Source organism: Streptomyces sp. 5K101 (genome assembly GCF_046506645.1).
Classification (GTDB): Bacteria; Actinomycetota; Actinomycetes; order Streptomycetales; family Streptomycetaceae; genus Streptomyces.
In genome coordinates this window covers 182,131-208,474 of sequence record NZ_JBKFFO010000012.1, presented here as the reverse complement: position 1 = coordinate 208,474, position 26,344 = coordinate 182,131, and the positions used below count along the sequence as shown (strand labels likewise).

24 protein-coding genes, 1 pseudogene and 1 riboswitch are annotated in these 26,344 nt (G+C 71.3%); of the genes and pseudogenes, 20 read left to right on the top strand and 5 right to left on the bottom strand.

From position 1 onward, the window contains the following. The first annotated feature begins 143 nt into the window (after nucleotides 1–143). From ACLB9X_RS23650 to ACLB9X_RS23570, 17 genes are all read left to right on the top strand, one after another. The gene (locus ACLB9X_RS23650; protein ID WP_410362424.1) at nucleotides 144–1,958 is read left to right on the top strand and encodes a DUF5941 domain-containing protein; all 1,815 of its coding nucleotides are present in this window, start codon (nucleotides 144–146) and stop codon (nucleotides 1,956–1,958) included. Continuing rightward, nucleotides 1,955–2,707: a sugar phosphate nucleotidyltransferase gene (locus ACLB9X_RS23645; protein WP_410362376.1), complete on the top strand. Its 753-nt coding sequence runs from the start codon at nucleotides 1,955–1,957 to the stop codon at nucleotides 2,705–2,707. The genes ACLB9X_RS23650 and ACLB9X_RS23645 overlap by 4 nt, the downstream gene beginning before the upstream one ends. Further along, the gene (locus tag ACLB9X_RS23640; protein ID WP_410362375.1) at nucleotides 2,695–3,756 is read left to right on the top strand and encodes an iron-containing alcohol dehydrogenase family protein; all 1,062 of its coding nucleotides are present in this window, start codon (nucleotides 2,695–2,697) and stop codon (nucleotides 3,754–3,756) included. The genes ACLB9X_RS23645 and ACLB9X_RS23640 overlap by 13 nt, the downstream gene beginning before the upstream one ends. Then, nucleotides 3,734–4,513 carry a CDP-alcohol phosphatidyltransferase family protein gene (locus tag ACLB9X_RS23635; protein WP_410362374.1) on the top strand — a complete coding sequence of 260 codons (780 nt, stop codon included), beginning with the start codon at nucleotides 3,734–3,736 and terminating at the stop codon, nucleotides 4,511–4,513. Before ACLB9X_RS23640 ends, ACLB9X_RS23635 begins: the two co-directional genes overlap by 23 nt. 35 nt (nucleotides 4,514–4,548) lie before the next feature. Then, nucleotides 4,549–5,394, top strand: coding sequence for a glycosyltransferase family 2 protein (locus tag ACLB9X_RS23630; protein ID WP_410362423.1), 846 nt, complete (start codon nucleotides 4,549–4,551; stop codon nucleotides 5,392–5,394). Nucleotides 5,395–5,478: 84 nt separating this feature from the next. After that, nucleotides 5,479–6,408, top strand: coding sequence for an ABC transporter permease (locus ACLB9X_RS23625; RefSeq protein ID WP_410362373.1), 930 nt, complete (start codon nucleotides 5,479–5,481; stop codon nucleotides 6,406–6,408). Continuing rightward, nucleotides 6,401–7,198, top strand: coding sequence for an ABC transporter ATP-binding protein (locus ACLB9X_RS23620; protein ID WP_410362372.1), 798 nt, complete (start codon nucleotides 6,401–6,403; stop codon nucleotides 7,196–7,198). Before ACLB9X_RS23625 ends, ACLB9X_RS23620 begins: the two co-directional genes overlap by 8 nt. A 416-nt stretch (nucleotides 7,199–7,614) precedes the next feature. Further along, entirely contained in the window at nucleotides 7,615–8,529 is a 915-nt protein-coding gene (gene hpnC, locus ACLB9X_RS23615; protein WP_410362371.1) for a squalene synthase HpnC, read from the top strand. Next, nucleotides 8,526–9,464 carry a presqualene diphosphate synthase HpnD gene (gene hpnD, locus ACLB9X_RS23610; RefSeq protein WP_410362370.1) on the top strand — a complete coding sequence of 313 codons (939 nt, stop codon included), beginning with the start codon at nucleotides 8,526–8,528 and terminating at the stop codon, nucleotides 9,462–9,464. Before hpnC ends, hpnD begins: the two co-directional genes overlap by 4 nt. Nucleotides 9,465–10,101: 637 nt before the next feature. Next, nucleotides 10,102–11,487, top strand: coding sequence for a hydroxysqualene dehydroxylase HpnE (gene hpnE, locus ACLB9X_RS23605; RefSeq protein WP_410362369.1), 1,386 nt, complete (start codon nucleotides 10,102–10,104; stop codon nucleotides 11,485–11,487). Nucleotides 11,488–11,525: 38 nt separating this feature from the next. After that, nucleotides 11,526–12,611 (top strand): polyprenyl synthetase family protein, encoded by a 1,086-nt coding sequence (locus ACLB9X_RS23600; protein ID WP_410362422.1) that lies wholly within the window; start codon nucleotides 11,526–11,528, stop codon nucleotides 12,609–12,611. 133 nt (nucleotides 12,612–12,744) lie between these two features. Beyond that, nucleotides 12,745–14,784: a squalene--hopene cyclase gene (gene shc, locus ACLB9X_RS23595; protein WP_410362368.1), complete on the top strand. Its 2,040-nt coding sequence runs from the start codon at nucleotides 12,745–12,747 to the stop codon at nucleotides 14,782–14,784. Next, nucleotides 14,784–15,449: a 1-hydroxy-2-methyl-2-butenyl 4-diphosphate reductase gene (locus ACLB9X_RS23590; RefSeq protein WP_410362367.1), complete on the top strand. Its 666-nt coding sequence runs from the start codon at nucleotides 14,784–14,786 to the stop codon at nucleotides 15,447–15,449. Before shc ends, ACLB9X_RS23590 begins: the two co-directional genes overlap by 1 nt. 5 nt (nucleotides 15,450–15,454) lie before the next feature. Continuing rightward, the gene (gene hpnH / locus ACLB9X_RS23585) at nucleotides 15,455–16,474 is read left to right on the top strand and encodes an adenosyl-hopene transferase HpnH (protein ID WP_410362366.1); all 1,020 of its coding nucleotides are present in this window, start codon (nucleotides 15,455–15,457) and stop codon (nucleotides 16,472–16,474) included. A gap of 71 nt (nucleotides 16,475–16,545) precedes the next feature. Continuing rightward, entirely contained in the window at nucleotides 16,546–17,940 is a 1,395-nt protein-coding gene (locus ACLB9X_RS23580) for an aspartate aminotransferase family protein (protein ID WP_410362365.1), read from the top strand. Nucleotides 17,941–18,017: 77 nt separating this feature from the next. Then, nucleotides 18,018–18,605 carry a helix-turn-helix domain-containing protein gene (locus ACLB9X_RS23575; protein ID WP_410362364.1) on the top strand — a complete coding sequence of 196 codons (588 nt, stop codon included), beginning with the start codon at nucleotides 18,018–18,020 and terminating at the stop codon, nucleotides 18,603–18,605. Nucleotides 18,606–18,619: 14 nt separating this feature from the next. Next, a complete protein-coding gene (locus tag ACLB9X_RS23570; RefSeq protein WP_410362363.1) occupies nucleotides 18,620–18,793 on the top strand; it encodes a DUF6126 family protein in 174 nt (57 codons plus the stop codon). A gap of 86 nt (nucleotides 18,794–18,879) precedes the next feature. Here the strand turns inward: ACLB9X_RS23570 and ACLB9X_RS23565 are convergent, their stop codons facing one another. Continuing rightward, nucleotides 18,880–19,692, bottom strand: a complete 813-nt coding sequence (locus tag ACLB9X_RS23565) for a tyrosine-protein phosphatase (protein WP_410362362.1) — start codon at nucleotides 19,690–19,692, stop codon at nucleotides 18,880–18,882. A gap of 362 nt (nucleotides 19,693–20,054) precedes the next feature. Continuing rightward, entirely contained in the window at nucleotides 20,055–21,263 is a 1,209-nt protein-coding gene (locus tag ACLB9X_RS23560; RefSeq protein WP_410362361.1) for an IS701 family transposase, read from the bottom strand. Nucleotides 21,264–21,424: 161 nt separating this feature from the next. Here ACLB9X_RS23560 and ACLB9X_RS23555 point away from each other — a divergent pair, with 161 nt between their 5' ends. Further along, nucleotides 21,425–21,646 carry a hypothetical protein gene (locus tag ACLB9X_RS23555; RefSeq protein ID WP_410362360.1) on the top strand — a complete coding sequence of 74 codons (222 nt, stop codon included), beginning with the start codon at nucleotides 21,425–21,427 and terminating at the stop codon, nucleotides 21,644–21,646. Between the two features lie 15 nt (nucleotides 21,647–21,661). Here the strand turns inward: ACLB9X_RS23555 and ACLB9X_RS23550 are convergent. Then, nucleotides 21,662–22,587 (bottom strand): IS5 family transposase gene (locus ACLB9X_RS23550; protein WP_410362421.1). Its coding sequence is split into 2 segments (ribosomal slippage): nucleotides 21,662–22,213 and nucleotides 22,216–22,587, totalling 924 coding nucleotides; the frame shifts between segments, so codons are not numbered across the junction. Between the two features lie 525 nt (nucleotides 22,588–23,112). Then, a riboswitch (cyclic di-AMP (ydaO/yuaA leader) is annotated at nucleotides 23,113–23,269 on the top strand. Nucleotides 23,270–23,273: 4 nt separating this feature from the next. Between ACLB9X_RS23550 and ACLB9X_RS23545 the strand changes: the two genes are divergently transcribed. Continuing rightward, complete coding sequence (locus tag ACLB9X_RS23545; protein ID WP_410362359.1) at nucleotides 23,274–24,179, top strand: peptidoglycan DD-metalloendopeptidase family protein; 906 nt, start codon at nucleotides 23,274–23,276, stop codon at nucleotides 24,177–24,179. Between the two features lie 159 nt (nucleotides 24,180–24,338). Next, nucleotides 24,339–25,130 (top strand): SGNH/GDSL hydrolase family protein, encoded by a 792-nt coding sequence (locus ACLB9X_RS23540; RefSeq protein WP_410362358.1) that lies wholly within the window; start codon nucleotides 24,339–24,341, stop codon nucleotides 25,128–25,130. A 53-nt stretch (nucleotides 25,131–25,183) separates the two neighbouring features. On the opposite strand, the pseudogene ACLB9X_RS23535 reads toward ACLB9X_RS23540, so the two are convergent. Both ACLB9X_RS23535 and ACLB9X_RS23530 read right to left on the bottom strand, forming a co-directional pair. After that, nucleotides 25,184–25,333: pseudogene (locus ACLB9X_RS23535) on the bottom strand (ROK family protein); the annotation flags it as partial. Nucleotides 25,334–25,480: 147 nt separating this feature from the next. Next, nucleotides 25,481–26,101, bottom strand: a complete 621-nt coding sequence (locus tag ACLB9X_RS23530; protein ID WP_410362357.1) for a TetR/AcrR family transcriptional regulator — start codon at nucleotides 26,099–26,101, stop codon at nucleotides 25,481–25,483. Nucleotides 26,102–26,344: the final 243 nt, after the last annotated feature.

The window sequence follows — 26,344 nt, the reverse complement described above, 5'->3', positions numbered from 1 at the left end:
TGATCCCGGCGGGCCGCCAAGGCGTGAACGGCCGATGAATTCCCGCTCGCCTTCATCCGATAGCCTCAGCCGACGTGCCGCCGCCCGGGGACCGGGCCGAGCCGCCGTGCCCGTGCATCGTCAGCTCCAAGGAGTGAGTTCGTCTGTCGACCGCCATCCTCACCGGTCCGCCGGTACCCGGATCGCCGCTCGAAGGCTATCTGCGGTCGCTGGGCTTCGACGTGCACGTCGCGAACGGTCCCGAGCACACCGCCGCGCTCGTCGCGGACGTGCCGGGAGCCGAGCGCGTCGCCCTGATCGACCCGCGCTTCGTCGGACACGTGCACGCCCTGCGGCTGGCCCTGACCGACCCCCGCTTCCCGGCCGCCGCCGTCACCGGGGCGCTGACCGCCCAGCCGGCCGCCAGGTCCGCGCTGGCCACGGCCGTGCGCGCGGTCACGGCGACCGTGCCCGCCGGTGCGGCCGCCGTCACCGGGGCGGGACTGGTGGACGACGTCGCCACCGCCCTCGAAGCGGGCGGCGCCGCCGTGCACCGCCCCGACCTGGGCTCCCTGGTCGCCGAGGTGCCCGCGGAGGCGGAAGCGCGGCACCGGGCACGCGCGGCGGTCGAGGCCGTCGACGACGAGGCCGTGCGCCTGCGCTCCGCCGTCAAGGCGCGGGACGGCTTCTTCACGACGTTCTGCATCAGCCCGTACTCCCGCTACATCGCCCGCTGGTGCGCCCGCCGCGGCCTGACCCCGAACCAGGTCACCACCGCCTCGCTGCTCACCGCGCTGATCGCCGCCGGATGCGCGGCGACCGGCACCCGCGCGGGCTTCGTCGCGGCCGGACTGCTGCTGCTCTTCTCCTTCGTCCTGGACTGCACCGACGGCCAGCTCGCGCGCTACTCGCTGCAGTACTCGACGCTGGGCGCCTGGCTGGACGCCACGTTCGACCGCGCCAAGGAGTACGCCTACTACGCCGGACTCGCCCTCGGCGCCGCGCGCGGCGGCGAGGACGTCTGGGCGCTCGCGCTCGGCGCGATGGTCCTGCAGACCTGCCGGCACGTCGTCGACTTCTCGTTCAACGAGGCCAACCACGACGCCACCGCGAACACGAGCCCCACGGCCGCCCTGTCGAACAGGCTCGACAGCGTCGGCTGGACCGTGTGGGTGCGCCGGATGATAGTGCTGCCGATCGGCGAGCGCTGGGCCATGATCGCGGTGCTCACCGCCGTCACCACGCCCCGGATCGTCTTCTGGGCCCTGCTGATCGGCTGCTCCCTCGCCGCCTGCTACACCACCGCCGGCCGCGTGCTGCGCTCCCTCACCAGAAGGGCACACCGCACGGACCGCGCCGCCCAGGCGCTCGCGGACCTCGCCGACTCCGGCCCGCTGGCCGAGGCGGTGGCGCGTGCTGCAGCGAAGAGCGTGCGGCACCTCCCCGGGCTCGTACCGCTCGCGGCCGCCGTCACCGGCGCGGCCGCCGTGGTGGCCGCCGCGGTCTTCACCGGCTTCGGCTCCGGGTGGACCGTCGCGGCGGCCGCCGTGTACGCGGTCACCTCCGGCATCGCGGTCGCGCGACCCCTCAAGGGCGCGCTCGACTGGCTGGTGCCCCCGGTGTTCCGGGCCGCCGAATACGGCACCGTCCTCGTCCTCGCCGCTCACGCCGAGGTGAACGGGGCGCTACCGGCGGCTTTCGGGCTGGTGGCGGCGGTCGCCTACCATCACTACGACACGGTGTACCGCATACGCGGCGGTACGGGCGCGCCCCCGCACTGGCTGGTGCGGGTGATCGGCGGGCACGAGGGGCGGGTCCTGGCTGTCGCGCTGGCGGCCTTCCTGCTGGACACCACGGACTTCACCATCGCGCTGACGGTCGTCGCCGTGGCCGTAGCGCTCGTGGTGCTCGCCGAGAGCATCCGCTTCTGGGTGTCCTCGAGCGCACCCGCAGTACATGACGAAGGAGAACCCGCATGATCGGCCTCGTACTGGCAGCCGGTGCCGGACGGCGTCTTCGCCCCTACACCGACACGCTCCCGAAGGCCCTCGTGCCTGTAGGCCCTGAACAGGACGGGGAGGCCACGACCGTCCTCGACCTCACCCTCGGCAACTTCGCCGAGATCGGGCTCACCGAGGCAGCGATCGTCGTCGGCTACCAGAAGGAGGCCGTCTACGAGCGCAAGGCGGCGCTGGAGGCGAAGTACGGCCTGAAGCTCACCCTCGTCGACAACGACAAGGCCGAGGAGTGGAACAACGCCTACTCGCTGTGGTGCGCCCGTGACGTCCTCGCCGAGGGCGTCATCCTCGCCAACGGCGACACCGTGCACCCCGTGTCGGTAGAGAAGACGCTGCTCGCCGCCCGCGGCGACGGCCGGCGGATCATCCTCGCCCTCGACACGGTGAAGAACCTCGCCGACGAGGAGATGAAGGTCGTCACCGCCGGCGGCAAGGGCGTCCGGCGGATCACCAAGCTCATGGACCCCGCCGACGCCACCGGCGAGTACATCGGCGTCACCCTCATCGAGCCCGACGCCGCCGCCGACCTCGCCGACGCGCTGAAGGCCACCTTCGAGCGGGACCCGGACCTCTACTACGAGGACGGATACCAGGAACTCGTCGATCGCGGTTTCACGATCGACGTGGCCCCGATCGGGGACGTCAGGTGGGTCGAGATCGACAACCACGACGACCTCGCGAAGGGCCGTGAGATCGCGTGCCTGTACTGACCCGGCTCATCCCGTCCCCGGTCGTCGTCGACATCCGCGCGGGAGCCCTGGACGATCTGGCCGCGCTCCTGGCCGACCAGCGCATCTCGGCGTCCGGCAGGCTCGCCGTCGCCGTCAGCGGCGGTTCCGGGCAGGCGCTGCGCGAGCGGCTGGCCCCGGCGCTGCCGGGTGCCGACTGGTACGAGGTCTGCGACGGCACCATCGACTCCGCGGTCAAGCTCGCGGACGACATCAAGGGCAGCCGGTACGACGCCGTCGTCGGCCTCGGCGGCGGCAAGATCATCGACGTGGCGAAGTACGCCGCGGCACGCGTCGGGCTCCCGCTCGCCGCCGTCGCGACCAACCTCGCGCACGACGGCCTGTGCTCGCCGATCTCCATCCTCGACAACGACAACGGCCGCGGCTCCTACGGCGTCCCCTCGCCCATCGCCATGGTCATCGACCTCGACGTGGTCCGCGACGCCCCCGTGCGGTTCGTCCGCTCCGGCATCGGCGACGCGATCTCCAACATCTCGGCGATCGCCGACTGGGAGCTGTCCCACCGCGTCAACGGCGAGCCGGTGGACGGCCTCGCCGCGGCCATGGCCCGCACCGCCGGTGAGTCCGTGCTGCGCCACCCCGGCGGCGTCGGCGACGACGAGTTCCTCACCGTCCTCGCCGAGGCCCTCGTGCTCTCCGGCATCGCCATGTCGATCAGCGGCGACTCCAGGCCGTCGTCGGGCGCCTGCCACGAGATCAGCCACGCCTTCGACCTCCTCTACCCCAGGCGCGCCGCCAGCCACGGCGAGCAGGTCGGCCTCGGCGCCGCGTTCGCGATGCACCTGCGCGGTGCGCGCGAGGACGCGGCCCTGTTCGCCGACACGCTGCGCCGGCACGGGCTGCCGGTGCTGCCGGAGGAGATCGGGTTCTCCACGGAGGAGTTCGTCCGCGCCGTGGAGTACGCACCGCAGACCCGCCCGGGACGGTTCACCGTCCTCGAGCACCTCGACCTCACCACCGATCAGATCAGGGACGCGTACGCCGACTATGCCAAGACCATCCGTAGCTGAACTGCGTCCGGTCGTTCACCCGGCGGGTGTGAAGGACCGGCGCAGTGGAGAGCACTGGGGCGGCCGCCTGTACATGCGGGAGATCTCGCTGCGGGTCACCCGCTCCCTGGTGAACACCCGGGTCACGCCGAACCAGCTGACCTACCTGATGACGCTCGCGGGCGTCCTCGCCGCTCCGGCCCTGCTGGTGCCGGGCATCTGGGGTGCCGTCCTCGGCGTGGTGGCGGTCCAGCTCTACCTGCTGCTCGACTGTGTCGACGGCGAGGTGGCCCGCTGGAAGAAGCAGTTCTCGCTGTCCGGCGTGTACCTGGACCGGGTCGGCGCCTACCTGTGCGACGCCGCGGTCCTCGTCGGCTTCGGTCTGCGCGCTGCGGACCTGTGGGGCGGCGGGCGGATCGACTGGCTGTGGGCCTTCCTCGGCACGCTCGCCGCGCTGGGCGCCATCCTGATCAAGGCGGAGACCGACCTGGTCGGTGTCGCCCGGCACCAGGGCGGACTGCCGCCGGTCAAGGAGGCGGCGGCCGAGCCGCGCTCCTCCGGCATGGCGCTCGCCCGCCGGGCCGCCGCCGCGCTGAAGTTCCACCGGCTGGTCCTCGGCATCGAGGCGTCGCTGCTCATCCTGGTGCTGGCCGTGGCGGACCAGGTGCGAGGCGACCTGTTCTTCTCGCGTCTCGGTGTCGCCGTGCTGGCCGGCATCGCGCTGCTGCAGACGGTGCTGCACCTGGTCTCGATCCTGGCGTCGAGCAGGCTGAAGTGACGGCACCGCTCAAACTGGGCGCGGTCGTCATCACCATGGGCAACCGCCCCGACGATCTGCGCGCCCTCCTCGATTCGGTCGCGGGGCAGCACGGCGACCGGATCGAGGTCGTCGTCGTGGGCAACGGCGCACCCGTGCTCGACGTCCCCGAGGGCGTACGGACCGTGGACCTGCCCGAGAACCTGGGCATCCCGGGTGGACGCAACGTGGGCATCGAGGCGTTCGGACCGTCCGGCAGGGACGTCGACGTCCTCCTCTTCCTCGACGACGACGGGCTGCTGCAGGGCGCCGACACCGGCGAACTGGTGCGCCAGGCGTTCGACGCCGACCCGCGGCTCGGCATCATCAGCTTCCGCATCGCCGACCCCGAGACCGGGCTCACCCAGCGCCGCCACGTCCCGCGGCTGCGCGCCTCCGACCCGATGCGCTCCTCGCGCGTGACGACCTTTCTCGGCGGCGCCAACGCGGTGCGGACCGAGGTCATCGAGGAGGTCGGCGGCCTGCCCGACGAGTTCTTCTACGCCCACGAGGAGACCGACCTCGCCTGGCGCGCGATCGACGCCGGCTGGGCCATCGACTACCGCGCGGACATCGTCCTGCTCCACCCGACGATGCCGCCCTCGCGGCACGCGGTCTACCACCGCATGGTGGCCCGCAACCGCGTGTGGGTGGCCCGGCGCAATCTGCCCGCGCCGCTCGTCCCCCTCTACCTGGGCGTCTGGGTGCTGCTCACGCTGCTGCGCCGGCCCACGGTGCCCGCGCTGAAGGCATGGTTCAAGGGCTTCGCGGAGGGATGGCGGACCCCCTGCGGGCCGCGCCGTCCCATGAAGTGGCGTACTGTGTGGCGGCTCACCAAGCTCGGCCGACCTCCTGTCGTCTGACAAGCTCGGTTCTGAGAGCATCTGGGCCGAAGAACACACAGAGCCCGGATCAGCCCCGCATCGTGAACACGGAAGTTTCAACTTGTGAGTGACACAACCCATGACGGTGCCGTCGCGATGAGCCCCACCCCGTCGCCCGACGACGGCCTCTCGCCGGCGCAGCTCGCCGCCAAGTACGGCCTGTCGGTCTCCGGTGCCCGTCCCGGCCTGGCCGAGTACGTCAGGCAGCTGTGGGGACGCCGCCACTTCATCCTGGCCTTCTCACAGGCGAAGCTCACGGCCCAGTACAGCCAGGCGAAGCTCGGCCAGCTGTGGCAGGTGGCGACCCCGCTGCTCAACGCGGTGATCTACTTCCTGATCTTCGGGCTGATCCTGAAGGCCAGCCGCGGCATGCCGGTCGAGGTCTATGTGCCGTTCCTGGTGACCGGTGTGTTCGTGTTCACCTTCACCCAGAGCTCGGTGATGGCCGGCGTCCGCGCGATCTCGTCCAACCTGGGCCTGGTCCGTGCCCTGCACTTCCCGCGGGCCTCGCTGCCGATCTCTTTCGCGCTCCAGCAGCTCCAGCAGCTGCTGTTCTCCATGATCGTGCTGGTCGCCATCGTCGTGGCGTTCGGCAGCTACCCCACCTGGTCGTGGCTCCTGGTGGTTCCGGCGCTGGCCCTGCAGTTCGTGTTCAACACCGGCCTGGCCATGATCATGGCGCGGCTGGGTGCGAAGACCCCGGACCTGGCCCAGCTGATGCCGTTCGTCATGCGGACCTGGTTGTACGCGTCGGGTGTGATGTTCTCCATCCCGGTCATGCTCGCCGACCGGCCGGCCTGGATCGCCGACGTCCTGATGTACAACCCGGCGGCCGTCTACATGGACCTCGTCCGGTTCGCGCTGATCGACGGCTACGGTTCCGAGAACCTGCCCTCGCACGTGTGGGCGTCGGCCCTGGGCTGGGCCGTCGTGATCGGCTTCGCGGGCTTCGTGTACTTCTGGAAGGCTGAGGAGCGGTACGGCCGTGGCTGACGACAAGAACGAGAACGGGCCGGCCGGACGCGTGCCGACCGTCATCGCGGACGACGTGCACATCGTCTACCGCGTCAACGCGAACGGCGGTGGCAGGGGGAGCGCCACCGCGGCCCTGAGCCGGATCCTCCGCCGTGACAAGGGCGAGTCCCGCGGAGTGCGCAAGGTGCACGCCGTACGTGGCGTGTCCTTCACCGCCTACCGCGGCGAGGCCATCGGCCTCATCGGCACCAACGGGTCCGGCAAGTCGACCCTGCTGCGGGCGATCGCCGGCCTGCTGCCCGCCGAGAGCGGCAGGGTCTACACCGACGGCCAGCCCTCGCTGCTCGGCGTCAACGCCGCACTGATGAACGACCTCACGGGTGAGCGGAACGTCATACTCGGCGGCCTGGCCATGGGCATGTCGCGTGAGGAGATCCGCGAGCGCTACCAGGGCATCGTCGACTTCTCGGGCATCAACGAGAAGGGCGACTTCATCACCCTGCCCATGCGCACGTACTCCTCCGGCATGGCGGCCAGGCTCCGTTTCTCCATCGCCGCCGCTAAGAACCACGACGTCCTGATGATCGACGAGGCGCTGGCCACCGGCGACCGCCGCTTCCAGATCCGTTCCGAGGAGCGCATCCGCGAGCTCCGCAAGGAGGCAGGCACGGTCTTCCTGGTCAGCCACAGCAACAAGTCGATCAGGGACACCTGTGACCGGGTCCTGTGGCTGGAGAAGGGCGAGCTGCTGATGGACGGCCCGACCGACGAGGTCGTCAAGGCGTACGAGAAGGAGACCGGCAAGTAGCCGTCACCGCGTCCCGGGCCCCCGTCGCCGTCCGCGCGGCGGGGGCCCTCGTGCGCCGGTCCCGCCCCCCTCGGTGTGCCCGCCGATTCGCACGGGCCGTCAGGCAATGGCCAAGTGCCGTACCCCTGGGGAACGTTGGGACGAACCGGGGCGTTGACCCCGGCGGGCGCGGCACCCCCGAGCGGCGTCGCGCGTTGCAGCACGTAAGCTGTAGCGGTGCGGAATCGCGCCAAGTGAGGGGTTTTGTCCCTCCCGTCTCAGGGGTCGGACAGCCACCGGAGGCGAGAATGGGCGGCGGCGTGTCCGAAATAGGATGTATTGGGTCGGCAGTGTAGAACGGGAGATGTGACGGCCATGACGGAATCTCTCCAGCGCCGCGACGCCTGCGCCGTCCCCGTCGTGCCGGGCAGCGCGCGGTGACGGCCGCCCGGGAGGCGCGCGAGGCGTCCGCCCGCGCGACCCTCGACAAGGCCGCCGACGAGAACTTCCCCGTCGCCCCCTTCTTCCTCCCGCGCGCCTGGCGCGACGACCTCATGGCCGTCTACGGATACGCCCGCCTCGTCGACGACATCGGTGACGGCGACCTCGCCCCCGGCGGCGCCGACGCCCGCAGCCTCGGTGTCGACCCCGCTCGGGCCGACGACGCGCTCGTCCTCCTCGACGCCTTCGAGACCGACCTGCACCGCGTCTTCGACCCGGCCGGCACCCCGCGTCATCCGTTGCTGCGCGGCCTGCGGCCCACCGTTCGCCGTCACTCGCTCACCCCCGAGCCCTTCCTCGGCCTCATCGCCGCCAACCGGCAGGACCAGCTCGTCCGCCGCTACGAAACCTTTGACGACCTGCGCGCCTACTGCGAGCTGTCGGCCAACCCCGTCGGCCGGCTGGTCCTCGCCATCACCGGCACGTCGAGCCCCGAGCGCGTCCGCCGCTCCGACGCCGTGTGCACCGCGCTGCAGATCGTCGAGCACCTCCAGGACATCGCCCAGGACCTCGGCCGCGGCCGGGTCTACCTGCCCGCCGAGGACCTCAAGCGCTTCCGCGTCACCGAGGACGACCTCGCCGCGCCCACGGCGAACGCCTCGGTGCGGGCGCTCATCGCCTACGAGTCCCAGCGGGCCCTCGGCCTCCTCGACGAGGGCACGGCGCTCGTGGGTAGCGTGCACGGCAGGTTGCGCCTGCTCCTCGCCGGATTCGTCGGCGGTGGGCGCGCCGCCCTCGCCGCGATCGCCACGGCCGGACATGATGTGCTGCCCGGACCACCCAAAGCCGCAAAGGCCCACGTGCTGCGCGAAACGGGAGTGGTCTTGCGAAGAGCACGCAGGAAGGGATGAACCGGACGATGGAGGGATCGCCCCAGGCGCCCGCGCCGGTGCAGGCCGCGTACCGCTACTGCGAGGCCGTGACCGGGCAGCAGGCCCGCAACTTCGCCTACGGAATCCGGCTGCTGCCGGCCGACAAGCGCCAGGCCATGTCGGCGCTGTACGCGTTCTCCCGGCGGGTCGACGACATCGGCGACGGCGCGCTGACCCCCGAGGCCAAGCACGCCCGGCTGGATGACACCCGGCACCTGCTCGACCGCGTCCGGAAGGGCGCCGTCGACGACGACGACACGGACCCCGTCGCCGTCGCGCTCGCCGACGCGGCACAGCGCTTCCCGTTGCCCCTGGACGGGCTCGACGAGCTCATCGACGGCGTCCTGATGGACGTGCGCGGCGAGACGTACGAGACCTGGGACGACCTCAAGGTCTACTGCCGCTGCGTCGCGGGCGCGATCGGCCGGCTCTCGCTCGGCGTGTTCGGCACCCAGCCGGGCGCACGCGGCAGCGACCGCGCCGCCGAGTACGCCGATACGCTCGGCCTCGCCCTGCAACTGACCAACATCCTTCGCGACGTTCGCGAGGACGCCGCCAACGGACGCAGCTACCTGCCCGCCGACGACCTCGCCAAGTTCGGCTGCTCCGAGGGCTTCCACCGCTCGACCCCGCCGCCCGGGGCCGACTTCGTGGGCCTCGTCCACTTCGAAGTGCGCCGCGCCCGCGCGCTGTTCGCCGAGGGCTACCGGCTGCTGCCCATGCTCGACCGTCGCAGCGGTGCCTGCGTCGCCGCCATGGCGGGCATCTACCGCCGTCTGCTCGACCGCATCGAGCGCGACCCCGAGGCGGTGCTGCGCGGCCGGGTCTCCCTGCCCGGCCACGAGAAGGCGTACGTGGCGGTCCGGGGCCTGACGGGCCTCGACGCCCGCCGCACACAGGGGGTCCGCGCGTGAGCCCCCTCGCCGTCGCGACCCCGCGAGGGCCGCACCCCCTTGCCGTGGGGACGGCCACCGTGTGGCACACGCGCCACGGTGGGGCGCGTCACCGCGGTGCGGCATCCGGTAGGCGGCGGCTGCGGCCGGGTCGCTCGATGGGGGCTGACCTGTGGCTCACGATCGGTCGCGATCGCGCGGCGGGGCCCGGTGCGCTGCGGCCGCAGCGGGATTCCGTGCGCTGTGCGCTCCCGGATGGCGTGCCACTCAGGCCGATGTGCCCTCACGCGGCCGAGCCGCAGGCGGTGCGCGGGTACGGCACCGACCTGCCCACGTGCGCCACGCGGGCGGTCGCGGTGTTGCACCCCCTTGCTGTGGGGACGGCCGCCGCGTGGCACACGCGCCACGGTGGGGCGCGTCACCGCGGTGCGGCATCCGGTAGGCGGCGGCTGCGGCCGGGTCGCTCGATGGGGGCTGACCTGTGGCTCACGATCGGCCGAGCCCGCGCGGCGGGGCCGCAGGCCGTGTGCGGGCTCGGCGGCGGCCTGCCCGTGCGGGCGGTCGCCGTGTGGCAGACGCGTCACCGGGGGGCCGAGGCCGTCGTTACGCAGTCGACCCGTGCTGTCGCGGCAGGGGCCCGGACGAGGAGGGAGAGCCGATGACGGGCGACGACACGCTGGGCCCGCAGGCCGTGGTCGTCGGCGGCGGTATCGCCGGCGTCACCGCCGCACTGCAGCTCGCCGAAGCCGGATGCGAGGTCACCCTCGTCGAGGGACGGCCGCGCCTCGGCGGACTCGCCTTCTCCTTCCGCCGCGGCGATCTCACCGTCGACAACGGCCAGCACGTCTACCTGCGCTGCTGCACCGCCTACCGCTGGTTCCTCGACCGCATCGACGCCGCCCGGCTCGCCCCGCTGCAGGACCGGCTGGACGTCCCCGTGCTCGACGTGGCGGCTCCCGGCGGGCCGCGGCTCGGCCGGCTGCGGCGTACCGCCCTGCCCGTACCGCTGCACCTCGCGGGCGGGCTCGCCGCCTACCCGCACCTCTCGCTCGCCGAGCGCGCCGGCGTCGCACGCGCCGCGATGGCCCTGGGCAGGCTCGACCCCGCCGACCCCGCGCTCGACGGCATCGACTTCGCCACCTGGCTCGGCCGGCACGGCCAGTCCCCGCGCGCCGTCGCCGCCCTGTGGGATCTCGTCGGCGTCGCGACCCTCAACGCCCGTGCTCCGCACGCCTCCATGGGCCTCGCCGCCATGGTCTTCAAGACGGGGCTGCTCTCCGCGCCCGGGGCCGCCGACATCGGCTGGGCCCGCATCCCCCTCGGCGACATCCACGACACCCTCGCCCGCAAGGCGCTCGACGCGGCCGGTGTGCGCACCGAACTCGCCACGCGCGTGCGGGGCATCAGCCGTGCCGAAGGCGGGCGTTGGCAGGTGGCGGCCGGCGGCGAGACGCTGCACGCCGACGCCGTCGTCCTCGCGGTGGCGCAGCGCGAGGCCCACGCCCTGCTGCCGGAAGGGGCCATGGACGCTCCCGACCGGCTGCTGGACATCGGCACCGCCCCGATCCTCAACGTCCATGTCGTCTACGACCGCAAGGTGCTGCGCCGCCCGTTCTTCGCCGCGCTCGGCACGCCCGTGCAGTGGGTCTTCGACCGCACCCACGCCTCCGGGTGCACCGAGGGCCAGTATCTGGCGCTGTCGCAGTCGGCGGCACAGGACGAGATCGACGACCCCGTCGCCGTACTGCGCGAGCGCTATCTGCCCGAGCTGGAACGGCTGTTGCCCGCCGCGCGCGGCGGGCGCGTCCGCGATTTCTTCGTCACCCGGGAGCGTACGGCGACCTTCGCGCCCGCCCCCGGCGTCGGCCGTCTGCGGCCGGGCACGCGCACGCGCGCCCCCGGCCTGTACCTTGCTGGCGCGTGGACGGCCACGGGCTGGCCCGCGACCATGGAGGGTGCCGTGCGCAGCGGGTTCAGTGCCGCCGGCGCTGCGCTCTCCGCGCTCGGCCGTCGCCATGAACATCCGCTCAAGGAGGCGGCGTGAGCACCAGTACTGGAACAAGAGGAGTGAGCGTGCCGACAGTGCCCTCGGCGAACCCGGCTGAAGACACCGCACAGACCGCCCAGGCGGTGGAAGCCACGGACATCGCCGCGCTGCTGGAGCGCGGCCGCACCATGTCCACCCCGGTGCTGCGCGCCGCCGTGAACCGGCTCGCCCCGCCCATGGACACCGTGGCCGCCTACCACTTCGGCTGGATCGACGCCGAGGGCCGCCCCTCGGACGGCGACGGCGGCAAGGCGGTGCGCCCCGCGCTCGCGCTGCTGTCCGCCGAGGCGGCCGGGGCAGCGCCCGAGGTCGGCATTCCCGGCGCGGTCGCGGTCGAGCTCGTGCACAACTTCTCGCTCCTGCACGACGACCTGATGGACGGCGACGAGCAGCGCAGGCACCGGGACACGGTGTGGAAGGTGCACGGCCCCGCGCAGGCCATCCTCGTCGGCGACGCCCTGTTCGCGCTGGCCAATGAACTCCTCCTGGAGATGGGCACCGTGGAGGCCGGCCGCGCCACCCGCCGCCTGACCACCGCGACGCGCAAGCTCATCGACGGCCAGGCCCAGGACATCTCCTACGAGCACCGCGAGCGGGTCACCGTCGAGGAGTGCCTGGAGATGGAGGGCAACAAGACCGGTGCGCTGCTGGCCTGCGCCGTCTCCATCGGCGCCGTCCTCGGCGGTGCCGACGACCGCACCGCCGACACCCTGGAGGCGTACGGCTACCACCTCGGTCTGGCCTTCCAGGCCGTCGACGACCTGCTCGGCATCTGGGGCGACCCGGTCGCCACCGGCAAGCAGACCTGGAGCGACCTGCGCCAGCGCAAGAAGTCCCTGCCGGTCGTCGCCGCGCTCGCCGCCGGCGGCCCGGCCTCCGAGCGCCTCGGGGAGCTGCTCGCGGCCGACGCCAAGAGCAGCGACTTCGACAGCTTCTCCGAGGAGGAGTTCGCCGCCAGGGCGGCCCTGATCGAGGAGGCGGGCGGTCGCGAGTGGACCTCCCAGGAGGCCCGCCGCCAGCACGCCGTCGCGATCGAGGCCCTCCACGGCGTCGACATGCCGGAGCGGATCCGGGCGCAGCTCGTGGCGCTCGCCGACTTCGTCGTCGTACGGAAGAGATGATCACCGTCACACACAGCACGACGCGGAACGTCAGCCGCGCCATATGAACAACGTCGCCGGCCGGTGACCCCGAGCGTCACCGGCCGACGGAGACCCCAGCACAGCAGAGGACCACTGCAACGAAGGGGAAGCCATGACAGCGACGACCGACGGAGGCAACGGGCCCCTGCGGGCCTCGGCTGCCGCTGCCGGCAACACGACCGCCCCCGCCACCTGCGCCGCCACGACGGCCGTCGGGCCGAAGGCCCCCGCGGACGTCCGCGAAGCCGCCGGGAAGGCAGTGCAACGGGCGGTCGACCATCTGCTCCGACGCCAGGACGCCCAGGGCTGGTGGAAGGGCGATCTCGAGACCAATGTGACGATGGACGCGGAGGATCTGCTGCTGCGGCAGTTCCTCGGCATCCAGGACGAGCGGACCACCGAGGCGTCCGCCCGTTTCGTGCGAGGGCAGCAGCGCGAGGACGGCACCTGGGCCACGTTCCACGGCGGTCCCGGTGAGCTGTCCACCACCATCGAGGCGTACGTCGCACTGCGGCTCGCCGGGGACCGGCCCGACGACCCGCACATGCTGCGCGCGGCAGCGTGGATCCGCGCGCGCGGCGGCATCGCCGCGAGCCGCGTCTTCACCCGGATCTGGCTCGCCCTGTTCGGCTGGTGGAGGTGGGAGGACCTGCCCGAGCTGCCGCCAGAACTGATCTTCCTGCCCCCGTGGTTCCCGCTGAACATCTACGACTTCGGCCAGTGGGCCCGCCAGACGATCGTCCCGCTGACCGTCGTGTCCGCCAAGCGGCCCGTGCGTCCGGCGCCCTTCCCCCTGGACGAGCTGCACACCGACCGCGGCAATCCCAGCCCGCCCAAGGAGCTCGCGCCCGCGAGGAGTTGGGAGGGATTCTTCCAGCGCGCCGACAAGGCGCTGCACCTGTACCACAAGGTCGCCCCCCGCCGGCTGCGCTGTACCGCCATGAACAGCGCCGCCCGCTGGATCATCGAGCGCCAGGAGAACGACGGCTGCTGGGGCGGCATCCAGCCGCCGGCCGTGTACTCCGTGATCGCGCTGCACCTGCTCGGCTACGACCTCGAACACCCCGTGATGCGGGCCGGCCTGGAGTCGCTGGACCGGTTCGCCGTCTGGTCCGAGCAGGACGGGCTGCCCGTCCGCATGATCGAGGCGTGCCAGTCACCGGTCTGGGACACCTGCCTCGCCACCATCGCGCTGGCCGACGCCGGCCTGCCCGCCGACCACCCGGCGCTGGTCAGGGCCGCCGACTGGATGCTCAGCGAGCAGGTCGTACGGCCCGGGGACTGGTCGGTGCGCAGGCCCGGACTGACGCCCGGCGGCTGGGCGTTCGAGTTCCACAACGACAACTACCCCGACATCGACGACACCGCCGAGGTCATCCTCGCCCTGCGCAGGGTCAGGCACCCAGATCCGGAGCGGGTGGACGCGGCCGTCGAGCGCGGCGCCCGCTGGAGCCTTGGCATGCAGTCGAGGAACGGCGCCTGGGGCGCGTTCGACGCCGACAACACCAGCGCGTTCCCCAACCGGCTGCCGTTCTGCGACTTCGGTGAGGTGATCGACCCGCCGTCGGCGGACGTGACCGCGCACGTCGTGGAGATGCTGGCGTACGAGGGCAAGGCCGGCCACCCCCGGACCCGCGGGGCGATCGAGTGGCTGCTCGCCGAACAGGAGGCGAACGGCGCCTGGTTCGGCCGCTGGGGCGTCAACTACCTCTACGGGACCGGGTCCGTGGTGCCGGCGCTCACCGCGGCCGGTCTGCCGGTGTCCCACCCGGCTGTCCGCCGCGCGGTCGCCTGGCTGGAGTCGGTGCAGAACGACGACGGCGGCTGGGGCGAGGACCTGCGCTCCTACCGCGAGGAGGAGTGGATCGGGCACGGGGCCTCCACCGCCTCCCAGACGGCCTGGGCGCTCCTCGCCCTGATCGCGGCGGGGGAGCAGGACGGCAGGGCCGCCCAGCGGGGCGTCGCCTTTCTCGCCGGCAGCCAGCGCGCGGACGGTTCCTGGGACGAGCCGCAGTTCACCGGCACCGGCTTCCCCTGGGACTTCTCCATCAACTACCACCTGTACCGGCAGGTCTTCCCCCTCACCGCGCTGGGCCGCTTCGTGCACGGCGAACCGCCCGTCCTCCGCGCCCGCGCCCGCAAGGGGGGCTGATGGGTTGTCCCCCGGAGCCGGCCTGCTCCGCCGCACGGCTGCTCGTCGCCTGCGCGCTCGGCATCGAGAAAGCCGCCCTGCGCAGGGGTGTCCGCGCCCTGGACACGGACGGTGGGCCCGTGGACGTCACGGTGCTGCGCACCGGAATGGGGCCGGCCAACGCGGAACGGGCCGTGCTCGCCGCCTGCGCGAGCGACCCCTGGCGGGAGGCCGCCGTCGTCGCCTCCGGCTTCTGCGCCGGACTCGCCCCGGGCATGCATCCCGGTGATCTCGTCGTCGCGGACGAGACCCGCGTCGACGAGGTCACCACCAGCTGCACGGCTGCCGGTTCGTTGCGCGCGGCGGTGGCCAGGGCCGTACCGGGGCGCACCGTGCACGGCGGCCTGCTGACCGGTGCCGACCACGTGGTGCGGGGCCCCGAGCGCGCCCGGCTGGAGGCCACCGGGGCGATCGCGGTCGACATGGAGTCGGCGGTCACGCTGAGCAGCGCGCTGCGCGCCGGTCCCCGTGCGGTTGCGGCCGTCCGGGTGGTCGTGGACGCTCCGGAGCACGAGCTGGTCCGTATTGGAACGGTTCGCGGTGGAATATCGGCTTTCCGTGTTCTTCGTGCCGTCCTTCCTGCTTTTTACGAATGGCACCGTTCTTTGCTGCTCCCCAGGAGGTGAGCCAGATGGCCATGCCGATCCGCCAGACCATCAGGGTCGGGACCTATCTCGTCGAACAGAAGCTCCGCGGGCGTGACAAGTTCCCCCTCATCGTCGAACTCGAACCGCTGTTCGCCTGCAATCTGAAGTGCGAAGGGTGCGGCAAGATCCAGCATCCCGCCGGTGTGCTCAAGCAGCGGATGCCGGTGGCGCAGGCGGTCGGGGCGGTGCTGGAGTCCGGGGCCCCGATGGTCTCCATCGCCGGCGGCGAGCCGTTGATGCATCCTCAGATCGGCGAGATCGTCCGCCAGTTGGTCGCCCGGAAGAAATACGTCTTCCTTTGTACGAACGCGGTGCTGCTGCGCAAGAAGATGGACGACTTCGCACCGTCACCGTTCTTCGCCTTCGCCGTGCACATCGACGGACTGCGGGAGCGGCACGACGAGTCGGTTGCCAAAGAAGGGGTGTTCGACGAGGCGGTGGAGGCGATCAAGGAGGCCAAGAGCCGCGGCTTCCGTGTCACCACCAACTCGACGTTCTTCAACACCGACACCCCGCAGACCGTCATCGAGGTCCTGAACTACCTCAACGACGACCTCCAGGTCGACGAGATGATGATCTCGCCCGCGTACGCCTACGAGAAGGCGCCCGACCAGGAGCACTTCCTCGGCGTCGAGCAGACCCGCGAACTGTTCAGGAAGGCGTTCGCGGGGGGCAACCGGCGCCGCTGGCGGCTCAACCACTCCCCGCTGTTCCTCGACTTCCTCGAGGGCAAGGCCGACTTCCCGTGCACGGCCTGGGCCATTCCCAACTACTCGCTCTTCGGCTGGCAGCGCCCCTGCTACCTGATGAGCGACGGCTACGTCCCCACCTACCGCGAGCTGGTCGAGGACACCGACTGGACGAAGTACGGACGCGGCAAGGACCCGCGCTGTGCCAACTGCATGGCGCACTGCGGCTACGAACCGACCGCCGTGCTCGCCACCATGGGTTCGCTCAGGGAATCCCTGCGCGCGGCCCGCGAGACGGTCACCAGCAGCCGGTGATCCGGCCGATCGGTGCCGCCGTGGCGGCCCAGGAGCGGCCCGGCGAGGGCCCAGGCAAGGAGAGCTGAGTGATGACCGAGGCGCCCAAGGGCTTCGACCTGGCGGCACTGCTGGCCCGGCGCGGGGCCGAACGCTACGAACTGCACGGCCGTCACCTCAACCACCAGCTCCCGCGCATGTTGCACGCCATCGGCTTCGACAAGGTCTACGAGCGGGCGGAGGGCGCGTACTTCTGGGACGCCGACGGACACGACTACCTGGACATGCTCGCCGGTTTCGGCGTCATGGGCCTCGGCCGCCACCATCCGGTCGTCCGCAAGGCCCTGCACGACGTGCTCGACGCCTCGCTGCCGGACCTCACCCGCTTCGACTGCCCTCCGCTGCCGGGGCTCCTCGCGGAGAAACTGCTCGCCCACACCCCACACCTGGACCGGGTGTTCTTCGGCAACAGCGGGACGGAGGCGGTGGAGACGGCGCTGAAGTTCGCTCGGCACGCCACCGGCCGGCCGCGGATGCTCTACTGCACGCACGCCTTCCACGGTCTGACCACGGGATCCCTCTCGGTCAACGGCGAACCCGGATTCCGGCAGGGCTTCGAGCCGCTGCTGCCCGACACGGCGATCGAGCTCGGTGACCTGGACGCCCTCGAGCGCGAGCTGCGCAGCGGCGACGTCGCGGGTCTGATCGTCGAGCCCGTGCAGGGCAAGGGGGTGCTGCCGAGCCCGCCGGGCTTCCTGCGGGCCGCGCAGGAGCTGCTGCACCGGCACAAGGCGCTGCTGATCGCCGACGAGGTGCAGACGGGCCTCGGGCGCACCGGCGACTTCTACGCCTTCCAGTACGAGGCGGGCGTCGAGCCCGACATGATCTGCCTCGCCAAGACCCTGTCCGGCGGCTACGTCCCCGTCGGGGCGACGCTCGGCAAGGACTGGATCTTCAAGAAGGTCTACTCGTCCATGGATCGGGTGCTGGTGCATTCCGCGAGCTTCGGATCCAACGCCCAGGCGATGGCCGCGGGCCTGGCCGTCCTGTCGGTGCTGGAGGAGGAGCAGGTCGTGGCGAACGCCCGGGTCACGGGTGAACTGCTCCGCGCGCGCCTCGCCGCGCTCGTGGACCGCTACGAGCTGCTGCGGGAGGTCCGCGGCCGGGGGCTGATGATCGGGATCGAGTTCGGACGCCCGGAGTCGATGCGGCTGCGCAGCCGGTGGGCCATGCTCCAGGCCGCCCGGAAGGGACTGTTCGCGCAGATGGTCGTGGTGCCGCTGCTGCAGCGGCACCGGATCCTCACCCAGGTGTCCGGCGACCACATGGAAGTGATCAAGCTGATTCCGCCGCTGATCATCGGCGAGCGCGAGGTGGAACGGTTCGTGGCGGCCTTCACGGACGTCATGGACGACGCCCACAACGGCGGCGGGCTGATGTGGGACTTCGGCAAGACGCTGGTCAGGCAGGCCATGGCCGGTCGCTGAGCCCACCGCTTCGAGCCCTTTTGCCCTTGAGGCAAGAAACTTGCCTCAAGGGCAAGGGGGCTGGCCCAATGGGGGGCATGACCACTTCCGCCGCACCGACGGACGAGGGGCTCCACCACGTCGCGCCCCGGCTGCGCGAGCTGCGCCGCCGCCGCGGACTGACCCTCGAGGCCGCCGCCCAGCGCGCCGGGCTGTCCCCGGCCCATCTGTCCCAACTCGAGACCGGGCACCGGCAGCCGTCGCTGCCGATGCTCCTCGCCCTCGCCAGGATCTACGGTACGACGGTCGCCGAGGTCCTCGGCGAGCTCCCGCCCGAGCGTGAGCCCGTCATCCGGGCCGGCCGCCGCGAACCGGCGTCCGCCGACGGCTGGACGTACCACGAGGTCGGCTCCCCGGGCAGGGCCATGCAGGCCCTGCGGGTGGTCGTCCCGTACGGCTCCCAAGGGGATCTGATCCGGGTGCATCCCGGCGAGGAATGGCTGTACGTCCTCGACGGTCGCCTCCGGCTCGGGCTCGGCGACGCCGTCCACGAGCTGGCGCCCGGGGACAGCGCGCACTTCGACTCGCTCACGCCGCACCGGATCGCGGCCGCCACGCCCGAGGGCGCGGAGCTGCTCTTCCTGCACACCCTGCTGCAGAGCCCCGATCCCCACCCGCACGCCTGACCCCGGAGGTTGTGATGGCGCCCACGTGGGACCCGCTGGACAAGTCCCTGCCGGACACCCCCGAGAACAGGCGTGAGGACCGCTTCCCGCGCGGCCTGGTCATCCGGCTGTTCGCCTACCTGGTGGCGGGACACCTCGTCGCCGCGTTCCTCTACCTGCTGTTCCTCGTGGGCGGCCAGAACCAGTAGGCGGCCCTGGCCTGGGGCTCAGCACGCGTCGGCGAGCGGCGCGCGCAACCGCTCACGACTCGTCGACGAGCCCTGCGCGCAGCCGCTCACGACTCGTCGACGAGCCGCGCGCGCAACCGCTCACGGGTCGGCGCGGAGAGGCCGAGCCCCTTCGCGAGGTACTGCTCGGTGCCGCCCCACGTCTCCTCGATCGTCTCGAACGCGGCGGAGAGATAGGCCGCGCGGGCGTCGAACAGCGGGCTCAGCAGCTCCATGACCTCCTCCGACATGGCCTCGGGGGAGTCGTCGCCGCGCTTGACCTTGTAGCGGCGGTGCGGGTCGTTCGACTTCAGGTAGTCCGCCTCGATCGCCTCGCGCTCCACGCCGACGGCCAGCAGCGTCACCGCGATCGACAGGCCGGCGCGGTCCTTGCCGGCGGCGCAGTGCATCAGGGCCGGGACGCTGTCCTCGGCCAGTGCGTGCAGGACGCGGCTGTGCTCGGCGGTCCGCTCCTTGATGATCATCCGGTAGGAGGCGATCATGCGGGCGGCGCCCTTGCCGTCGGCCAGGATCGACTTCAGCTGGTCGAGGTTGCCGTCCCGGACCATCTTCCAGAACTCCGCGCCGTCGGCCGGGTCGCTCAGCGGCAGATTCAGGTTCCGTACGCCCGGCAGCTCGACGTCCGGGCCTTCCAGCCGCTGGTCCGCCGCATTGCGGAAGTCGAAGATCGTGTGCAGCCCGAGGGACGCGAGGAAGGCGGCGTCGCTCTCGGTGGCGTGCGCGAGGTGTCCGCTGCGGTAGAGCCTGCCGTGCCGCACGCGCCGGCCGTCCACGGTCGGCAGCCCGCCCACGTCCCGGAAGTTTCGCACCCCGGCCAGCCGGGGTTCGGTCGACGAGGTCTGCGGCAGCTGCTGCGTCACGTGGACTCCTTCAGGTGACGGCCGTCGGCGCCGGTCGCCGACATGGGCGCGATCCGACGATACGGCACAGGTTCACCAGGCAATCATCTCGGTCGTGGCGCGACCCCGGCCCGTGGGTCCGGCGCGGTAAGGGTCGGCCGCGGCCCCGTACCCCGGGCCCTGCCGGCGGCACTGCGCGCACGACCCCGCCCGCACTCCCGGTGAATTACGGCTCCGTGATCAATTTCCAGCGGAGCGGGACCTAGTAGTGCTTTGTTAGGTGGTGTCGTAGGGCTGCCAGGGGGTGGGTTGTCGGCAGGTGGGGCAGCTGCCGGTCCAGGTGGCGAGTAGGTGTTGGAGGAGATCCAGGGCCTGGTAGAGGGTCAGGCCCTGGCAGGGGCTTTTGGGCAGGTCCGCTGTTCGGTCAGGAACAGGTGGGCGGCGGTGACGAGGGTGACGTGCCGGTGCCAGCCGGTGAACGAGCGGCCTTCGAAGTGGTCGAGTCCGAGCGTGGACTTCAACTCGCGGTAGTCGTGCTCGATGCGCCACCGTAACTTCGCCAGCCGGACCAGGTCACGGGCAGGGATGCCGGCGGGCAGGTTGGATATCCAGTACTTGACCGGCTCGTCCTCGCCTTCGGGCCACTGGGCGATCAGCCAGCTCAGCGGGATCGTGCCGTCCTCGGCGGGTTTGGGCCGTCGCCCCGCGAGACGGACGCGCACGAGCACGAAGTGCGAGCTCATCGCGGCTTTGGAGCCCTTGCGCCAGGTCAGGGTCCGTCCCTGGTGTCGCCCTGCGGCCAGTACGTGTTCGCGCAGGGACATCGGCCGGGTGCGGTAACGCGGGAGGGGCCTGGGTCCGAGACCGCCGTAGGGCGGCTGGTGGGGTTGTGCAGCCTCACCATGGGCGGTCATTTCGGCCTTGGCCTGCAGGACGTAGGCAAGACCTCGCTCTTCCAGGCCGTGGCGGAAGTCGGCGTTTGCTCCGTATCCGGTGTCCGCGACCAGCACGGCGGGTCTGAGCCCGGTGCCGGCCAGTTCGTCGAGCATGTCCAGGGCCAGTTGCCACTTGGGCCGGTGATGCTCGGTATCGGGGATGCGGCAGCGTTCCCGTCGGGAGCCCGCCGCAGGCGTGTCCCAGCTCTCGGGCAGGAACAGCCGCCAGGACAGCGGGCACGAGGCAGTGTCGGAGGCGGCATGGACACTGACGCCGATCTGGCAGTTGCCGACCTTGCCCAGAGTGCCGGAGTACTGCCTCGCCACCCCGGGCGAGGAGATGCCGTCCTTGGGGAAGCCGGTGTCGTCAACCACCCACACCTGAGGACGGACGACCCGCACCGCCCGCCATGCCAGCCGGGCCCGCACCGCGTCAAAGGGCCAGGTGGAGGACGTGATGAACTGCTGGAGCTGCTGATGGTCCACCCGGAGGCGCTCGGCCATCGGCTGCATCGACTTGCGTCGGCCGTCCAGCAGCAGACCCCGCAGATAAAGGGCACCCTTCTCACGTTGATCCCGCCGCACCAGCGGCGCGAACACCTCGGAGGCGAACTCCTCCAACCGGCCCCGACACGACGCGAGTTCCCCAGCCCTCATACGCCCAGAGAACTGCCAGACACCCCACGTGACAAGGCAGCTAACAAAGCACTACTAGGCACTGTCCTGGCGATCACAGACTGGACTGGGGCCTGCAGTCACGATCGCCAGGTCCCACAATCGACTCTGGCCAGGCAGGAGCGGGTCTTACGATCAAGCCTATGACGAGCATTCCGGAGTCCTGGACCATTCGCCACTTCTCCCAGGCCAACCCTGCAGGTCCGGGCTGCGACAACGTGCCGGCGCTCTTGCGGAGGCTGGCCGATTCGATCGAAACGTTGGGCCCTGTTGAGATTCAGGATGTCGTCATCGAGTCGGAGATGACTGAGCACGGATCTTGGCGGTCGGGGACGGTCTACTTCCACCTGCCCGAAGACGACTGAGCGCGGCTCTGGCGCTCACGAGCGGAGCCAGACCACGAGGGCCGCTGCGGTGACCGTGCCGAGGAAGACGTAGGCACGTTTGTCGTACCTGGTCGCGACGGCGCGAAAGTTCTTCACCTTGTTGATGGCCCGCTCGACGGTGTTGCGTTTCTTGTACCGCTCTTTGTCAAAGCCGGGCGGCCGGCCGCCGACGCTCCCACGCCGGAGCCGGTTGACCGCCTGGTCCGACTTCTCCGGGATCACATGCCGGATCCCGCGTCCGCGCAGGTAGGAGCGAGTCCGGCGGTTGCTGTAGCCCTTGTCGGCGCTGACACTGTCCGGCTTCGTGCGGGGCCTTCCGGTGGCCAGGCGCGGCACGCGGATCCGTCGCATCACCTCCTCGAACTGGGTGCAGTCGGCACGCTGTCCAGGTGTGATGACCAGTGACAGGATGCGGCAGCGGCCATCCGCACTCAGGTGGAGCTTGGTGGTGAAGCCGCCATGCGAGCGGCCGAGCGCCTCACCTCCAGCACCACCTCCGCCAGCCGGTCGACCAGGTTCGCCCAGATCCGAGCGGTTCTGACCGCCTGGGCGGAGCCCCCTTTGACGGGTGGCGGCGCATGGCGGGCGCCGGCTGCGTGTTGGTGAGCGCGGACGGAGGTCGAGTCGACGGAGACGTCCCAGTCGACGACACCGGCTGCGTCGGCCTCGGCCTGGACCCGCTGCAGCAGCCGCTCCCATGTGCCATCCGCCGACCAGCGGCGGTGCCGCTCATGGACGGTCTTCCACGGCCCGTAACGTTCCGGCAGGTCGCGCCACTGGACGCCCGTCCGGATCCGGTACAGCACCCCGTTGACCACCTGCCGATGGTCCCGCCACCTGCCACAACGCCCGTTACTCACCGGCAGAAGCGGCTCAAGCCGCTCCCACTGGGAATCCGTCAGATCACCCCGATGTCCCACAGTCTTATCAACGACTCGACTGATCGACAGGACACTGCCTAGTCGGATTCTCTTTGCGGGAAAGGGAAATGCCGTCATTCACGGCGTGTTTCCCTCGGAGTCGACGGGCTGGAATTCCGGATCACCGGAATCGGGCGGTGAGGGGGTCCCTTCGCCGGCCATGCGACCGCAGGGGACGAAGCCGGGCGTTATGGGCGGCGCTTGGTGCCCGTGTGAACCCTTAGTGATTGTTTGGTGCTTCTGTCCGAATTGGGCCTTTGAGGCTAACGCGCCCCGTCTGCGGGGGGGATGGGCTGCGACTCGTGAGCAGGATCATATTCGTGACGGAACGTATCTGCTTTCCCTATGTCAATTCCGTGGCCCACAAGGGAATTGACCGGCATTCGTCCACGGAGGGTGACGAGTGGAGCGGCCCGGACGTCACGAGCGGGAAAGCTCGGGGAAATTCGCGGCTTGTTCCGCCCGGTGTACTCGCCTACGGTCACGCTCAATCCGGACGGACCGCCTCATCCTGCCGCCGACCGGACTTCGAACCCACCCACGTGTGGCAGGAGCGGGGGACCCAGGTAGTACGCCGTATCCGGAGAATTCGGACGGCTTGGGGTTAATTCGCGCAATATGCGCGGACGGGCATCTCCAGCCCGAACCCGACAGCTCACCTCGCAGGCGCCGGAGAGGAATGCGCCATGCCCGGAAAGGGTAAGCACCGCCGTCCCAAGGCCAACCCGCTCACGCGCGGCTTCGTCGTCGCCAGTACGGGAAGTGCCGCCATAGCCCTGCCGCTCCTCGGCGCGACCGGTGCCCACGCCGCCACCCCCGCCGCCGCTCCCCAGAAGGCCGCTCCGGTCTCGGTCGCCCCGGCCTCGGCGGCCCCCATCTCGGCCGCTCCGGCCGCCAAGAAGGCCCCGAAGACGTACACCGTCGTCCCCGGCGACTACCTCGCCAAGATCGCCGACGAGCAGAACGTCCGTGGCGGCTGGAAGAAGCTCTACAACGACAACCGCCGTGCCATCGGCGCCGATCCGGCGCTCATCCACCCCGGCCTCGAGCTGACCCTCAACGCGAAGTCCACCGCGAAGAACGACCCGGAGCCGCGCTCCGAGTCCGCCCCCCGGCCCTCGCGCGACGCCTCGCGCACTGAGGCCCCGGCCGCCAAGGCTCCCGCCGAGAAGGCCGCCCCGGCGTCCACCGGCTGGACCGCGCCCGTCGGCGGCGGTGTCTCCACGCCGTACCGCGCGTCCGGCGCCATGTGGTCCAGTGGCTACCACACCGGTGTCGACTTCATCGCCGCCAGCGGCACGAGCGTGAAGTCCGTCGGCCCGGGCACCGTCGTCTCGGCCGGCTGGAGCGGCTCGTACGGCAACGAGGTCGTCATCCAGCACGGCGACGGCACCTACTCGCAGTACGCCCACCTGTCCTCCCTGTCCGTCTCCAGCGGGCAGAGCGTCGCGGGCGGCGAGCAGATCGGCCTGTCCGGTTCCACGGGCAACTCCACCGGTCCGCACCTGCACTTCGAGATCCGTACCAGCCCGTCGTACGGCTCCGACATCGACCCACTGGCCTACCTGCGCCAGCACGGCGTCTCCCTCTGACGCACAGTCAGCCGCGCATCCCTCGTACCGTCCGGCGGCGGAGCGAGGGATTCCGCGTATTCCGGCTTGGCGTAAACATGACCGGTGGCAAAGATCACCTGCCGTCAACCCCTCCTTACGGTCGCGTAGGTCACATCCGTAAAGGAAAGATGTGCTCTCGTGGCAGACGATTCGAGAACAGAGAACAAGGGCGCATTCGGGTCGTACGCGGCGATCGGTGACAGCTTCACCGAGGGCGTGGGAGACCCCGGTCCCGACGGGACGTACGTCGGGTGGGCGGACCGGTTCGCGGTGCTGCTCGCCGACCTGATGCCGGAACACACCTTCCGGTACGCCAATCTCGCCGTACGCGGCCGCCTCCTCGACCAGATCGTCGACGAACAGGTCCCGAGGGCCAAGGAACTCGCCCCCGACCTGGTGACGTTCTGCGCGGGAGGCAACGACATCATCCGGCCGGGCAGCGACCCGGACGACGTGGCCGAGCGGTTCGAACGGGCCGTCGCCGACCTCAGGAGCTCGGTCGGCACCGTCATGGTGACCACCGGCTTCGACACCCGGGACGTGCCGGTCCTGCGTCACTTGCGCGGAAAGATCGCCACGTACACCGCGCACGTGCGGGCCATCGCCGACCGCCACGACTGCCCGGTCCTCGATCTGTGGTCGCTCAAGTCCGTTCAGGACCGGCGTGCCTGGGACGCGGACCGGCTGCACCTGTCGCCCGAGGGGCACACCCGCGTGGCCCTGCGCGCCGCCCAGGTGCTCGGTCTCGACGTGCCCGCCGACCCGGACCAGCCCTGGCCGCCGCTCCCGCCGCGCGGCGCCTTCGAGGTGCGGCGCGACGACATCAACTGGGCGCGCGAGCACCTGGTGCCGTGGATCGGCCGGCGACTGCGGGGCGAGAGCTCGGGCGACCACGTGGCCGCCAAGCGCCCGGACCTGCTGCCGCTCTGAGCCGAGCCGTCGCCTGACGCCCGGGGCCCGGCCCCGGGCGTCACGCCGTGGAGCCCGCGAGCTGCCGGTCCACCTGGGATCTTCGCTGCCCGCGCCGCGCCGCCCGCGACCGCCTCCAGACAGCCGGAGTTCCCGCACCGGCAGGGCACGTCCTGCGGGCCGACCCGGATGTGCCCGATGTCGCCCGCGCAGCCCTGGCCCCCGGTGCAGCCTGCGAACGACCGCGGCACGCCCGGCGCCTACCACCTGGTCGCCGGGGTTCCTCACCGCGCTCGACGCCCGACAAGGAACCGGCCTTCCGCGCCCTGCTGTTCACCCGCGCCGTCGGCTACGTGTACGGTCCGCGTGTCTCAGCGGCCGGCAGCCGTGAGCGCCTCGCGGTCCACACCCAGCTCGCGGGCCAGCGCCTCGTCCGTCCACTGCAGCATCGCCGCGCGGGTCAGCGACCCCGCGTACGACGTCATCTGCACGGCGAGCCCGTCGAGGAACGCCGTCAGGCGCCAGGCCGCGGCCGCCGGGTCCTCGCACGGGAATTCCCCGGCCGCCGCCCCCTCCGCGATCACCTCGGCCAGTGCCGCCTTCCACTGCTGGTCGAGGGCGCGGGCGACCTCGCGCAGGGCCGGGTCGCGCAGCGAGGCCGCCCAGGCGTCGATCCACAGCCGCCAGCCCTTGGCCTGGCCGGTCGGCGCGTACCAGCGCACGGCCGCCCGCAGCCGGCGCAGGGCGGAGGTGCGCCGGCCGAGGAGTTTGCGCAGGTGGGCCAGGTCCGCGTCGGCGGCGTGTGTGAACGCCGCCGCGACCAGTTGCTCCTTGGACGAGAAGTGGTAGAGCACCAGGGCGCTGGAGACGCCGAGGGACGAGGCGACATCGGCGATCCGTACGGCCGCCACACCCCGCTGCTCGATCTGCTCGACAGCCGCGTTCAGCAGTTCCTCACGCCGCTCCGACACGCTCAACCGAATCCTGGCCACGGCGTCACCCTACACAGGCCGATCTTGAGCGGGACCGCCTTCCGGCGGACGCGGCAGGGGCTCACGCGGTCCGGGGCCCAGGAACACCGGTGCCGGCGCGCGCGTTGCCCGTCATGACGGATCGGACGCAGCGCAGGACACTCTGCGTGACATGCGTGCCCGCACATAATGAGGAAAGCCCCCGATCATCAGGAGGTGTCGTGACCGGCGCTGGTTCACCCCACTCGCTGCGAGCACGGCTGC